Origin of the sequence: Polynucleobacter sp. MWH-HuK1, from assembly GCF_018881815.1 — a bacterium.
Taxonomy (GTDB): Bacteria; Pseudomonadota; Gammaproteobacteria; order Burkholderiales; family Burkholderiaceae; genus Polynucleobacter.
Map to the genome: position 1 here is coordinate 1,724,903 of NZ_JACVPP010000001.1, position 13,823 is coordinate 1,738,725.

Sequence of the window (13,823 nt, forward strand, 5' to 3'; positions counted from 1 at the left end):
ATTGAATTTATAGGTTTACCTCACGAGAACTGATATGAACTTAAGTGCTACTGCAAAACCAAACCAAGCCGAAGTTGTCTATGTTGTTGATGATGATGAAGCGGTTAGAGATTCCCTCACTTGGCTTTTAGAAAGTAATGGCTATGTTGTGCGTTGCCATGCAAGCGCTGAACGTTTCCTGCAGTCTTTGCAAAGTACTGATAAGTCCACCATCTCTTGCGCCATTTTGGATGTGCGCATGCCTGGCATGTCAGGCCTTGAATTGCAAGAGCGCTTAACTGCTGAAAATTTGCCAATGCCAGTAGCCTTCATCACAGGTCACGGCGATGTTTCTATGGCGGTATCAACTATGAAGCGCGGCGCAGTAGACTTCATTGAAAAGCCATTTAAAGAGAATGATCTCTGTGGTTTGGTAGATCGCATGCTTGCTAAAGCTCGCATTGATTACTCACAAGCAAGCCAACGCAAAATTACTCAAAGCCTACTCAGCAAACTTACTGGTCGTGAACGTCAAGTGCTCGAGCGTATTGTGGCTGGTCGCTTAAATAAACAAATTGCTGACGACCTTGGTATCTCCATTAAGACCGTTGAAGCACACCGCGCTAACATCATGGAGAAGCTCAACGTCAATACTGTGGCAGACCTGCTCCGCTTGGCTTTATCCGATCCACAACCTAATTAATATCTGGGTCTTGAAATGCCAGCGCAATTATTGGATGGAAACGCACTTTCTAAAAAGCTTCGTACAGAGATCGCAGCTCGTGGCGCAATCGTTACCGCCAAAGGTACTCGTCCCGGCTTAGCTGTCATCGTAGTGGGTGACAATCCTGCCAGCGCAGTGTATGTCCGCAATAAAGTCAAAGCTTGTGAAGATGTTGGCTTTCATTCTGTTTTAGAGCGCTATTCTTCTGAGCTTGGTGAAGAAGAATTGCTGGCTCGTATTGCTACTCTAAATGCAGACCCCGCTATTCATGGGATTTTGGTACAACTGCCATTACCAGAACACATCGCATCTGAACGTGTACTCGAGGCGATTTCTCCCGAGAAAGACGTGGATGGCTTTCACGTTGCGAATGCCGGTGCATTGATGGTTGGTCAACCAGAATTCAAGCCCTGCACGCCTTATGGCTGCATGAAGATTTTAGAGAGCATTGAATATCCTATTCGCGGCGCCCGCGCTGTAATTGTAGGTGCATCTAATATCGTGGGTAAACCAATGGCCATGTTGCTACTACAGGCTGGTGCAACCGTTACCATCTGCAATAGCAAGACACGTGACCTAGCGCACCATACAAAGGATGCCGATATCTTGGTAGTTGCTACCGGCAAACCCAAGATGATCTCTGGTGATATGGTCAAAAATGGTGCGGTAGTGATTGACGTTGGTATTAATCGCCTGCCAGATGGCAAGCTTTGTGGTGATGTTGATTTTGATACTGCCAAGTACGTTGCTGGCTGGATCACCCCCGTTCCTGGCGGCGTCGGTCCCATGACCATCACGATGCTGCTGATGAATACCTTAGAAGCAGCTGAAAAGGCAGCAAAGCATTAACTAAGTTCTCACTAAGGATTTGACTGGGACTTTTGGCAAAATTACTTCCAGTCCATTAAGCTAGAGGGATGATTACATCTCTCACCAAGACACTACCCGCAGAATTACAGAACAATCCACTCATTACTTTCGGAAGAGGTATTGCCGCCTACTCTGAAGTAAAGCCTGAGCATATTGCCCCTGCAATTGATTATCTATTGAAGCATGCACAGGACGCAGTGGATGTTGCAGTAAATCCAAATACGGCACCATCTTGGGATGCATTGGCTGAGCCACTAGAAGACGCCACTGAGTCTTTAGGTAGGTCTTGGGGCGTAATCTCTCATCTCAACAGTGTTGCTGATACACCAGAATTACGAGCTGCCTATGGCGCAATGTTGCCTAAGGTGACCGCCTTCTTTTCGAGTCTTGGGCAAAATTTAGACCTTTATAAGAAATTTAAAGAGCTCAGCCAGTCTCCTGACTTTGCAAAACTGAGTTCTGCCCAAAAGAAAGTGATTGAAAACTCCTTACGAGATTTTCGCCTTGGCGGTGCAGAGCTGAGCGATGCAGACAAGCCACGTTTTACCCAAATCCAGGATGAGCAAGCGACCTTAGGAAAAGCCTTTTCTGATCATGTCTTAGATGCAACCGATGGCTTTGTACATCTTGTAACAGATAAGGCTGATCTGGTAGGCCTACCTGAGGATGTAGTTGCAGCAGCCGCAGATACTGCTCAGCAAAAGAATCTGCAAGGATGGGCATTTACACTGCACTTCCCTTCTTACTATCCAGTCATGCAGTACTCAGAAAATCGTACCTTACGCCGCTTAATGTATGAGGCCTATGTCACACGTGCCTCAGAGCTGGCCCCACAGTACGCTAAGGGCAAGCTGGATTGGGACAACACGCAAAATATGCTTGAGCAACTCAGACTGCGCGATGAAGAAGCGCGGATGCTGGGATTCAAGAATTATGCCGCATTGAGTTTGGCTCCAAAGATGGCCAATAGCGTTGAGGAAGTTGATTCCTTTTTAACTAATTTTGCCCAGAAGGCAAAACCATTTGCACTAAAGGATTGGCAAGAGCTTTCTGAGTTTGCCCAAAATGAACTTTCAATTAAAGATGGCTTAGAGCCTTGGGATGTGGCATTTGCTTCTGAGCGATTGAAGCAAGAGCGTTACTCATTTTCAGAAAATGAATTGAAACAATATTTCCCATTGCCCAAAGTATTGGATGGGCTATTCCAGGTTATCCAAACTTTGTTTGGCGTAAAAATTGAAGCGGCTAACCTACCTACATGGCATGCTGACGTGCAATCCTTCTCAGTAAAGAATGGTACGGGAAATATCGTAGCCTATTTCTATCTCGACCCCTATGCTCGCCCTGGCAAGCGTGGCGGCGCCTGGATGGATGATGCCCGCGGTCGCAGAGTCTTGCCCAATGGAGAAATCCAAGTACCCGTAGCATATTTAGTCTGTAACTTTGCTCCCCCAGTGAAGATTGATGGCGTCTTGCGTCAGCCAACCATTACCCATGATGATGTGATCACCCTCTTCCATGAGAGTGGGCATGGGTTGCATCACCTCTTGACCCAAGTAAACGCTCTGGGTGTTTCCGGGATCAACGGTGTTGAGTGGGATGCGGTTGAGCTACCAAGCCAGTTTATGGAAAACTTCTGTTGGGAATGGGAAGTCTTAGAAAAGATGACTGCGCATGCTGAAACCGGCAAACCATTGCCGCGCGAGCTCTTTGAAAAAATCTTGGCCGCCAAGAATTTCCAGAATGGCTATATGACCCTGCGCCAAATTGTGATGTCATTAACCGACTGGCGCTTGCACTCTAGCTTAGACACCAATAATGCAAAAGATCAAGCAGTACTAGACCTATCGAGAGCGATTGCCGATCAATTTAATGTTATCCCGCAACCCCCTATCTCCCGCTGGATTAACACCTTCAGCCATATTTTTGCGGGTGGCTATGCAGCAGGTTATTACAGCTACAAATGGGCGGAAGTTTTATCTGCTGACGTCTTCTCGGCCTTTGAAGAAGCAGCAAAACTCACTGGCAGCGTCCTAGATCAAAAAACGGGCACCCGTTATCGCGAAGAGATCTTGGAAGTGGGTGGTAGCCGTCCGGCAGCTGAATCCTTCAAGGCCTTTAGAGGGAGAGAGCCGAGCATTGACGCCCTTCTCAGGCATGGTGGCTTAGCTTAACTAATTTACTGGATTATGCAAATAGAAAAACCACCCTAGGGTGGTTTTTCTGCTTCTTGACCTATGAATTTCAAGAGTTCATTTTGATTTAATTACAGATTTAGTTTTTGGGGCAGGCATTCTCTAGCGGCTTGCCAGCTATGCGATCCTTAATCCATGACAAATAGAATGGCTTAGATGATCCTGGAGTCGTAAAGTGAGATTGCTCGCCAGGCAACTGCATTCTTCCAACATTACCCCCAAGCTTGCAAACTTGATCTTGATAGAGTTTGTGCATCATCGGAGGAACTGCGGTATCTTTTGATCCAAAGTAGATCTGTATCGGTGCAACAGGTTTTACAACAGGCACACCACCCTTCAGCATTGACTGCGCCCAAGCAATAGTATTTGTGGGAGTCGCCTTTATTAAGCTGGCGAAGTTTGATCCATAGTTAAAGTTAAATGTGTCGCTAGCTGCATGCATGCACTTATTGCTGAAGATATCATTGGCTACCTTTATACCTTCGTCGGTAAACACGTCGGATAGCTTCAAATTAGGAAAGGCAGCCTGGGATCCCCAAAAATACATCGTTGCATGGGTGAAATTAAAGACGTTATCAGAGAACATCTTGAGCAAACCTTGGAAGTACTTATCAGCAGCGGCCTGATCAAGCTTTCCAGTTGGCGCAAGAATCGAAATATCTTGCGGTGCTAAAGCCACAAAACCAACAATATCCAGATTATCAGCTGCAGTACCTGTTTGCTTAATGTACTCAGGCATCCCTGCTAAGGCAATAGCTGCTCCACCGCCTTGAGACCAGCCATAAACCAAGGTTTTTTTATTGGCATCAGTTTCCTTCATGGAGACCGCCGCCCTGGCTACGTTGAGTGTATCTATACCATTGGTTGCCGCAACACCATATTGATGTCTTCCGCCGCCGCCTAAGCCTTGGTAATCCGTTGCAACGATTACATAACCTTCTTTAATAAATTCTTCGATTGCTGGAATTCCATAATCTGTCCAAGAATTTCCACCCACCAAGAAGTATTCATTTAGGGGAACCACTGGATCAAGTACTTGAGATGGGCCACAATTTTGCGCGGCACCTGTTGTTCCATGTGCCCACGTCATTACAGGACGACCTCCTGCAGGAGCCGGCCCCACTGGTGCAACGACTAAGCCAGTTGAAATGGTTTTACGCCCTTGTACATCAGATGAAATATAAGCGATCTTCCAGGCTTGAGCGCCTTTGACAGAAGTTTCAATTTTTTCCTGCTTGATGACTTGCCCCAATTTACCTTCGGGAGCCATCTTCATTACGGCCGCATAAAAAGGCTGCACAGGAGGATCAGCCAATACAGCAGTAGACAAAACCCCCAAGGCTGTACCGAGCGCCAAAACTGAAAGACGAGTAATTTTTTTCATAGATATGGTGAAATTAGGTTCTTATACCTATATTAAACACCAAGCCAAACAGAAATTAGAGCTATCTAAACTTTTTTAATTGTGGCGATTACAGGGGTATGGTCAGAAGGCTGCCCCCAGGTTCTGGGCTCTTTATCGACTACGCTAGCACTGCACTTTTCTTTAAGTGATTCGCTGAGAAGGATGTGGTCGATGCGCATGCCGGCATTTCTTCTGAATCCCATCATGCGGTAATCCCACCAGCTGAAGGTTTTCGGAGGCTGCTCAAACATTCTGAAAGAGTCTGTTAAGCCTAATTCAATCAACTCTTGAAAGGCTTTGCGCTCTTCAGGGGAAACTAAGTTCTGCCCGATCCACTTAGAAGGATCATGCACATCAGCATCGGTAGGCGCAATATTGAAGTCACCCAGCAAAGCTAAACGCGAGTTCTGCTGGAGCTCTTCGCCTAACCAAGTTTGTAAGGCCTTAAGCCAACTGAGCTTGTATACGAATTTATCGCTATCGGGCGATTGACCGTTTGGAAAATATGCAGAGACCAACCTCATCGGCTGCGTTCCCGCAAAAGGAATCGTGGCCGCCAAGATTCTCTGCTGCTCATCCTCGAAGTTTGGAATATTTCTGGTGGGCTTTAGAAAACTGGTTGCTATATCAGATGCAATTGGTGCTAGTGCCGCCTTGCGCACAATAATAGCCACGCCGTTATAGGTCTTTTGGCCTGCAGCCAAGCTCAAGTAGCCAACATCCTCGAGCTCTTTGTGCGGATACTTATCATCCGTGAGCTTGAGCTCCTGCAAACACAATGCATCAATAGGCTGCTGCTTTTTTTCCTGATCCTGTAACCAACGCAGGACCTGTGGAAGGCGAACCTTTAATGAGTTCACATTCCACGCGGCTATGCAAACTGAATCAGTCATCGATTCCCAACTCTTGCAACTTACGGGTAATCGTATTGCGTCCAATACCTAAACGCTGAGCCGCTTCCACCCTTCTGCCGCGCGTAACTTCAAGAGCAGCTTGTAATACCACCTTTTCGAAGCGCGCAGTGAGGGCATCGAAGACTTCCTTATCGCCATCTTGCAGCATCTTTACAGCAAGACGTCCCAAACCGCTCTCCCAGTCACCTGAGGCAACTTTAGTCGCAGCAGGATTACTTGGCGAGGACTCACCCTGAAGAATCACGGGTTGCTCGCTAGCCTCGGCAACGATATCGGCAGGTAGATCGCTTACCCCAATCACATTAGCAGGCGTCATTACTGTTAACCAATGACACAAATTTTCTAATTGGCGCACATTACCTGGAAATGGCATTGCGCTGATCTCTTTTAATACTTCATCAGAAAGTTTTTTAGGCTCAACACCTAATGATTTAGCGCAGCTGAGCATGAAATGACGCGCTAACATCGGAATATCTTCGCTACGCTCACGCAATGATGGCATGCGCAAACGAATGACATTTAAGCGATGCAATAAATCTTCACGAAAGAGACCTGCTGCCACTCTTGTATCCAGGTTCTGATGAGTAGATGCGATGATGCGTACGTTAGCTTTAATCGGATCTTGACCACCAATGCGATAAAAATGACCGTCGGACAAAACTCGCAGTAAACGAGTCTGCAGTTCAAATGGAAGATCACCCACCTCACCTAAAAACAGAGTGCCGCCATCTGCCTGCTCAAAACGACCGCGGCGTAGGGTTTGGGCACCAGGGAAAGCGCCACGCTCATGACCAAATAACTCTGACTCTAGTAAATCTTTTGGTACAGCTGATGTGCTCAAAGAGATAAATGGTCCTTTAGCGCAAGGGCTGTGCTTATGCAATGCGTGGGCTACCATCTCTTTGCCAGTGCCAGACTCACCAGTAATCAGGACTGTTGCATTGGATTGAGCCAAACGACCAATTGCACGGAAGATTTCTTGCATGGCCGGGGCTTGACCAATGATCTCAGTAGCGTCTTGGCGCCATGCGGTTAATTCTTTGGCACCAGAATCATTACGAACACCCTGCTCGACCGCACGATGAATCAACTCAACTGCTTTTTCAACGTCAAATGGTTTGGTGAGATACTCAAATGCACCGCCTTGAAATGAAGATACAGCTGAATCCAAATCTGAGTATGCTGTCATGATGATGACAGGTAAATTCGGGTGACTAGCTTTTACATGCTGCAATAGATCTAATCCATTTCCGCGTGGCATGCGAATATCCGAAATAAGTACCTGAGGAGACTCCTTCTCCAAGGCATTCAGAACATCATTTGGGTTAGAAAAACTCTTGTGCGGAATATTCTCACGCGATAGAGCTTTTTCTAAGACCCAACGAATGGATTGATCATCGTCAACGATCCAAATTGGTTTCATGATGCTTTCTCCTGCCTACGATATGGAATTTGAATATGAAAATCGGTGCGGCCAGGACGGCTATTACAAGCAATAAAGCCCTGGTGCTGCTGAACAAAGGTTTGCGCCAAAGTAAGGCCAAGCCCACTACCCCCCTCTCTACCCGAAACCAGCGGGAAGAAGATGCGTTCAATAATTTCTTCTGGGATGCCCGGACCATTATCAATGACATGTAAATCCATCGCTAACTTATAGCGATGCTTAGCAATCGTCACAGAACGTGCCACGCGGGTCTTTAGTTCAATTTGCGCAACACCATTTTGAATCTCTTCAGAAAGTGCTTGTGCTGCGTTATGAACAATATTAAGAGTCGCCTGAATCAACTGCTCACGGTCTCCCAATACATCTGGCAGACTCGTATCGTAATTACGGATAATTTTGAGCCCCTTTGGAAACTCAGCCAAAACTAAACTACGTACACGCTCCAAAGCCTCGTGCACGTTGAAGGATTCCATTACATGCGCCTTGCGATGTGGCGCCAAAAGACGATCCACCAAAGTCTGGAGACGGTCTGATTCTTTAATAATGACTTGCGTGTACTCCCGCAAACCTTTTTCTGGCAATTCGAACTCGAGCAGTTGAGCTGCTCCACGAATTCCACCCAATGGATTTTTAATCTCATGCGCTAAATTGCGCATCAACTGTTTGTTTGCCTCAACCTGCTGCGTTACACGTTCATCGCGCTCACTTCGCAACTGCTGATCAATCGGAAACCACTCCATCATGATGAGAGTTGGATCCTCGAGAACCGCCACAACCACGTGTGCCGGTATTGACTCATGATGAATACTGCCGGGCAGGGAATGCAGAATCATTTCTTGGCGCTGCGCCAGTACGTGCCCCTGCTTCACTTCACCAATCATTGCCTTTAATGCTTCATTGTCTCCAAATAAATTGTGTACAGATTGGCCCTCAAGTGATTTACGTGAGAGGTCCAAAGCTGACTCGGCAGCCGGGTTTACGTACACCAATTGTTGGGTCTCAGCCTCAAATACCACGATGGCATTGGGCATCTGATCAAGCAATGTCGGAAAAAAAGGAGCAGCCGAAGCTGCTCCCTTGAACGAATTGCGCAACAGACCTGCGCTCAAGTTCTCTCCTTCGCTTACAGGGAGTAGTACATATCAAATTCGATAGGGTGAGTAGTCATACGGAAACGTGTGACATCTTCCATCTTCAAATTGATATACGCGTCAATCATGGATTCAGTGAATACACCACCACGAGTCAAGAACTCGTGATCTTTCTTCAATGCTTCCAATGCCTCTTCCAAGCTCGCGCAAACGGTTGGGATCTTTGCGTCTTCTTCTGGTGGCAAGTCATATAAGTTCTTGTCAGCAGCTTCGCCTGGATGAATCTTGTTTTGAACGCCGTCCAAACCAGCCATCATCAATGCAGAGAAGCAGAGGTATGGGTTAGCAAGTGGATCTGGGAAACGAGTTTCGATACGACGACCCTTAGGATTGGCAACGTGAGGAATACGAATAGAAGCTGAACGGTTACGCGCTGAGTAAGCCAACTTAACTGGAGCCTCAAAGCCTGGAACCAAACGCTTGTATGAGTTTGTGCCTGGGTTAGTAATCGCATTCAATGCCTTAGCGTGCTTGATGATGCCGCCAATGTAGAACAATGCAAATTCTGACAAACCTGCGTAGCCGTTACCAGCAAACAAGTTCTCGCCATTCTTCCAAATGGATTGGTGAACGTGCATACCAGAACCGTTATCACCAACTACTGGCTTAGGCATGAAAGTTGCTGTCTTGCCGTAAGCATGTGCAACGTTTTGAATTACATACTTCTGCCAGATAGTCCAGTCAGCACGTTGTACCAATGTGCTGAATTTCGTACCCAATTCGTTTTGACCTTGACCAGCAACTTCATGATGATGAACTTCAACTGGAATGCCCAATGATTCGAGAATCAAACACATTTCAGAGCGCATGTCTTGGAATGTATCTACAGGAGCAACTGGGAAGTAGCCGCCTTTTTTGCCTGGACGGTGACCAGTATTACCGCCTTCGATTTCAGCAGATGAAGACCATGGCGCTTCTTCGGAATCAATCTTCACGAAGCAACCCTGCATGTCAGCACCCCAGCGAACGCCGTCAAAAATAAAGAATTCTGGCTCTGGACCGAAGTAAGCTGTGTCGCCCAAGCCGGTGCTCTTCAAATATGCTTCAGCGCGCTTAGCAATAGAACGTGGGTCACGATCGTATCCTTTACCATCGGCTGGCTCGATTACGTCACATGTAAGAACCAATGTTGGTTCTTCATAAAATGGATCAATGTAAGCAGCTGTTGGGTCTGGTTTGAGCAACATGTCTGATGCTTCAATACCCTTCCAACCAGCAATAGAAGAACCGTCAAATGCATGACCGCTCTCAAATTTGTCTTCGTCAAAAGCAGAGATAGGAACTGTCGTGTGTTGTTCTTTACCCTTTGTATCTACAAAGCGGAAATCAACGAAAGTACATTCTTTCTCTTTAACTAACTTCATCACATCAGCGACGGTCTTCGTCATGCAAATCTCCTCTATTAACTAAATTCGGAACTAAAACTTAAGGCATACACCCCTGTTTATTCCAGGCACCAAACATGCCTTATGGATGTATGTAATTTACTGAAGCAAACAAATGGGAACACTCATTATTGCACTGATTAAGTGCCCAATTACCCCTCGCACCGGCTCAAATACCCCAATTTGCACCATATTAGTGCAAATTATCCTAGCTAATATCGTGGATTTCGTAACCAAGCTCTTGGGTGCCTGCTCTAAGGGCAATCCAGGCGCTTTCCAGAAGATTGGCATTACCTTTAATGCCCAATTCAATATGGCGCTGGGCGTACACCCCACCCTTGGTGGCATCGCCTACCGATGGCAGACTAAAGACCTTCACCCCCGGAAAATTGGCTTCTATGCGCTCCATCAAGGGGGTTAACGTTGATTCAATCCCCTTGGGAACGATAAAGCTCTGCTCTGCCCAGTTCTCTTGATGAAATAGATCTTTGTAATGAGTGTCCAGACACCATGCCATCATTGGCGCTGCCATCACCGGAAAGCCTGGCACAAAGTGATGCTCCTGAATTCGGAAGCCCGGAATCTGGTTATAGGGATTGGGAATGATTTCACTGCCAATAGGAAACTCACCCATTTTGAAACGATGTTGATTTTCTGGAGTATTGAGATCCGATTTAATCGGATCACCTTCTGCCATCGACTGAATTCGTCCTGCAATTAATTCTCTAGCAGTTGGATGTAACTCGATCTTTGTTCCCAAGGCCAAAGCAGCGCATTGACGAGTATGGTCATCAGGTGTTGCACCAATACCGCCAGTGCTAAACACGACATCCCCGCTTGCAAAGCTTTCCTTTAGCGTCGCAGTAATTTGCTCTGGATCATCTGCAACATATTTAGCCCAGGCAAGACTCAGACCACGCTCGTTGAGAAGCTCAATCATTTTGCTCATGTGTTTATCTTGGCGGCGACCCGATAAGATTTCATCACCGATCACAATTAAACCAAAGCGACGTTGTGGTGTAGTTGATCCACTTACATCATCTACTTCAACTTTTTTCATTGAATTACTCATTTTATTTGCCATCTCGTTAACTATGAGACGAAAGTTCCAAATCTACAACGCGCGATTCCACTGTAAGTGCACGATCCAACTCTTCTTCTCGCAAGCTCTTGAGAGCATCCAACAAGAAGTAACTAAACCACAAGGCAGCAAATACAAAGATCAAAGAATATATCCAAAGCGCTATAAAGCTTACGATCGGAAACAGTACCAAAGCCAATGCCGAGGTAGCCCAAAAGAATGTAGGCACGGCCCCGAGCATCCCCGATGCAATGCCCATAATAAGCAATGGCCAGCGATATTTATCAAGCAAGAGATCGCGCTCTTCTGAACTGGCATGCTTAGCCAATACATCGTAGGACATGAGTCGCATGGTTAACCACCCCCAGAGCAAGGGGGGTAAGACAGCGACAAGTGGAGGGACCCACCAAACAGGCAAAGTCAACATCACGAGAGCTAGGCAAATGATGGCCGACCACAAAGAATAAATCAAACTGCCGAAGAACCCGCCACCATGCCTACATTCGAGATCATGAAATTGCGATTGGCGGGATGCAATTTTGACAATTGCAGGTACGGTTGAAAAGGCAATAAATACCAGCAAGCTAATTGTGATTAGCGGAATAATCAGCATGACAAAAAATAATGGTGCTATCCATGCTCGGGCGTTATCAAATCCAGCCCAAACAAGACCTTCTTGAATCCAGCTGGTAAATATCGAAGTTGTTAGAAAGACGCTTAATGCTTCAAGTGCAGGCGTCCATGTAAGCCAGATAAGACAACCCCACAGCACGGAAACAATCAGAAATGGTCTTAAGCTGAGCCACAACATCCGCGGATGCATAGTTCCAACCAAAGCCATGCCGAATGATTTAAATACCTGCTGCAAGCCGACCATACAACTCCTATTGCCTTCAGACCTGAAGTCTACTTGGGCATGATTTCTTTAAAGGCATGAACAAGGCCTTGCCATTGTTGAGTAAGGATATTTTGTGAAACTGTTAAGTTTCTTACCCCTGTAGGATAGACCTCTTTAGGGAAGATAGCTGTTCTAAATAACATATCCCACCACGGAAACAAAACACCAAAGTTACAACCCCCTAAGACGCCAGGCTTACCTTTGGCTTCATGGCCATACCCAACAGCGTGGTGCATGCGATGAAACATAGGAGATACCAATAGGTATTTAGCAGCACCTAAATGGATCTTGATATTAGCGTGCTGCCAACTTTGAATAAATTCACTCATTGCAATCAGTAAAATAAATTGGCCTGGTGTAACTCCAAACATCAACGCAACAAAAGACATCACCACTGCCCGCATGATGTCATCCAGTATGTGATTACGATTATCAGACCAAGCAGTCATGACTGTTTGACTGTGATGTAAGGCGTGCAATTGCCACCACCAGTTAAATACATGCGATGCGCGATGGTAGAGATAATCAACAAAATCCAGCAATACCAAATAAATCAAGAAGCTAATAGCTGGAATAGAAGTTACGCCTGGCCACCATGACTCGACGTTTAAACGATCGAAACGGAAATCATGCAGGATGGAGTCGACCCCAAAGAAGAATCCAGACAAAGTGATAAACACTAGACCATGAAAAATACCTAAGCGATGAAACAAGGTGTACAAGACATCTGCCCTACTTGCTTTTGCAAAACGCTCCTGCTTCTCAGCTGGCGCAAGTCGCTCCCAGGTCCTTAAGACAACAATGATTAAGAAAATTTGGATACAGCCAAACAAAAACCAATCAATGCCATCGTATACATCTTCAGCCCAAGCCATTAAATCGAATTGATATAAAACTGGGGCTACTAAATTTGCAAACAGAAACTCCTGAACGCTAGCGTACGCAGCAGAAATAGCAGAAGTGACGGGATTGAGATCCATACTTTATTTTGACTGATTTACTGAATTCTTGGGCAGCAGTTCAAAGCAGAATCCACGAGCCTTGAGATTAACAATGAGCTGCTCCAATACAGCAGGCGCCCAAGGGTCTTTTCTGGACCAAATTCCCAAATGAGCCATAGTGATGTCGCCATCCTTGATGTTACGGCTAGCCTTATCCAGAAGAGTGCTGTTGGGATGCTTATCAGAGCTCAGCTCGTCACCCAGAAATCCAGCGGGATCCCAGCCTATATGCTCATATCCACACATATTACCCATGCGAATCAAGGTAGGTGAAGTTTTTCCGCCAGGTGCGCGCCATATCTTTTGAATCGGATGATCGGTGAGTTCTTGAAAACGCTGATCCACGCGGCGTATTTCTTTACACATTGTCGCCTCGTTATAGAGGACTGTCATACCTGCCTTTGAACCAAACTGAGGTTTCTCAAATACCTCACCTTTAGGTCCATCTTTAACAAAATAGGTATGGTCATAGGTGTGGCTACCAAAGTGGTGCCCCTCTTTAACGCGCTCTTGCCAATAAGACCTCCAAGAGTCATCCAAAGAAAAATCATCGCGGAAAGTTTTCTCATTGGCCAAGAAGAATGTAGCTTTCACATTTTGTCGCTTCAAAATCTCTGCTACTTTTTCTGCGACCGCCATATTGCCAGTATCAAAAGTAAGATAAACCTTTTTATTACATTGGGCAGTTTGAGCAGAGACACTCAATGAAAAACAGCCGAGCAAAAGCACGGCTGTGATTCGTATGAATGCGGGATGACTCATGCACTTCATCTTGA

Annotated in this window: 12 protein-coding genes; 3 read left to right on the forward strand and 9 right to left on the reverse strand. The window is 46.1% G+C overall.

The window, feature by feature from the left end:
• Positions 1–34 precede the first annotated feature (34 nt).
• The 3 genes from ICE93_RS08905 to ICE93_RS08915 all read left to right on the forward strand — a co-directional run bounded on the left by ICE93_RS08905 (position 35) and on the right by ICE93_RS08915 (position 3,747).
• Positions 35–682, forward strand: coding sequence for a response regulator transcription factor (locus ICE93_RS08905; protein ID WP_068321237.1), 648 nt, complete (start codon positions 35–37; stop codon positions 680–682).
• Between the two features lie 15 nt (positions 683–697).
• The gene (folD, locus tag ICE93_RS08910) at positions 698–1,552 is read left to right on the forward strand and encodes a bifunctional methylenetetrahydrofolate dehydrogenase/methenyltetrahydrofolate cyclohydrolase FolD (RefSeq protein WP_216187442.1); all 855 of its coding nucleotides are present in this window, start codon (positions 698–700) and stop codon (positions 1,550–1,552) included.
• A 68-nt stretch (positions 1,553–1,620) separates the two neighbouring features.
• Entirely contained in the window at positions 1,621–3,747 is a 2,127-nt protein-coding gene (locus ICE93_RS08915; protein ID WP_216187444.1) for a M3 family metallopeptidase, read from the forward strand.
• A 100-nt stretch (positions 3,748–3,847) separates the two neighbouring features.
• Here ICE93_RS08915 and ICE93_RS08920 read toward each other — a convergent pair whose 3' ends face one another.
• From ICE93_RS08920 to ICE93_RS08960, 9 genes are all read right to left on the reverse strand, one after another.
• Positions 3,848–5,152, reverse strand: coding sequence for a lipase family protein (locus tag ICE93_RS08920; protein WP_216187446.1), 1,305 nt, complete (start codon positions 5,150–5,152; stop codon positions 3,848–3,850).
• A 65-nt stretch (positions 5,153–5,217) separates the two neighbouring features.
• On the reverse strand, positions 5,218–6,066 hold the full coding sequence (gene xth, locus ICE93_RS08925) for an exodeoxyribonuclease III (protein ID WP_216187448.1): 849 nt from the start codon (positions 6,064–6,066) through the stop codon (positions 5,218–5,220).
• Positions 6,059–7,510 carry a nitrogen regulation protein NR(I) gene (gene ntrC, locus ICE93_RS08930; RefSeq protein WP_216187450.1) on the reverse strand — a complete coding sequence of 484 codons (1,452 nt, stop codon included), beginning with the start codon at positions 7,508–7,510 and terminating at the stop codon, positions 6,059–6,061. Before ntrC ends, xth begins: the two co-directional genes overlap by 8 nt.
• The gene (glnL, locus tag ICE93_RS08935; RefSeq protein WP_370624628.1) at positions 7,507–8,628 is read right to left on the reverse strand and encodes a nitrogen regulation protein NR(II); all 1,122 of its coding nucleotides are present in this window, start codon (positions 8,626–8,628) and stop codon (positions 7,507–7,509) included. Before glnL ends, ntrC begins: the two co-directional genes overlap by 4 nt.
• A 26-nt stretch (positions 8,629–8,654) precedes the next feature.
• Positions 8,655–10,070, reverse strand: a complete 1,416-nt coding sequence (gene glnA / locus ICE93_RS08940) for a type I glutamate--ammonia ligase (protein ID WP_216187454.1) — start codon at positions 10,068–10,070, stop codon at positions 8,655–8,657.
• 205 nt (positions 10,071–10,275) lie between these two features.
• Positions 10,276–11,127: a molybdopterin-binding protein gene (locus ICE93_RS08945; protein WP_216188354.1), complete on the reverse strand. Its 852-nt coding sequence runs from the start codon at positions 11,125–11,127 to the stop codon at positions 10,276–10,278.
• A gap of 28 nt (positions 11,128–11,155) precedes the next feature.
• Positions 11,156–12,025: an EI24 domain-containing protein gene (locus tag ICE93_RS08950; RefSeq protein ID WP_216187456.1), complete on the reverse strand. Its 870-nt coding sequence runs from the start codon at positions 12,023–12,025 to the stop codon at positions 11,156–11,158.
• Positions 12,026–12,054: 29 nt separating this feature from the next.
• A complete protein-coding gene (locus ICE93_RS08955; protein WP_216187458.1) occupies positions 12,055–13,026 on the reverse strand; it encodes a sterol desaturase family protein in 972 nt (323 codons plus the stop codon).
• Positions 13,027–13,029: 3 nt separating this feature from the next.
• A complete protein-coding gene (locus tag ICE93_RS08960) occupies positions 13,030–13,809 on the reverse strand; it encodes a polysaccharide deacetylase family protein (protein WP_216187460.1) in 780 nt (259 codons plus the stop codon).
• Positions 13,810–13,823: the final 14 nt, after the last annotated feature.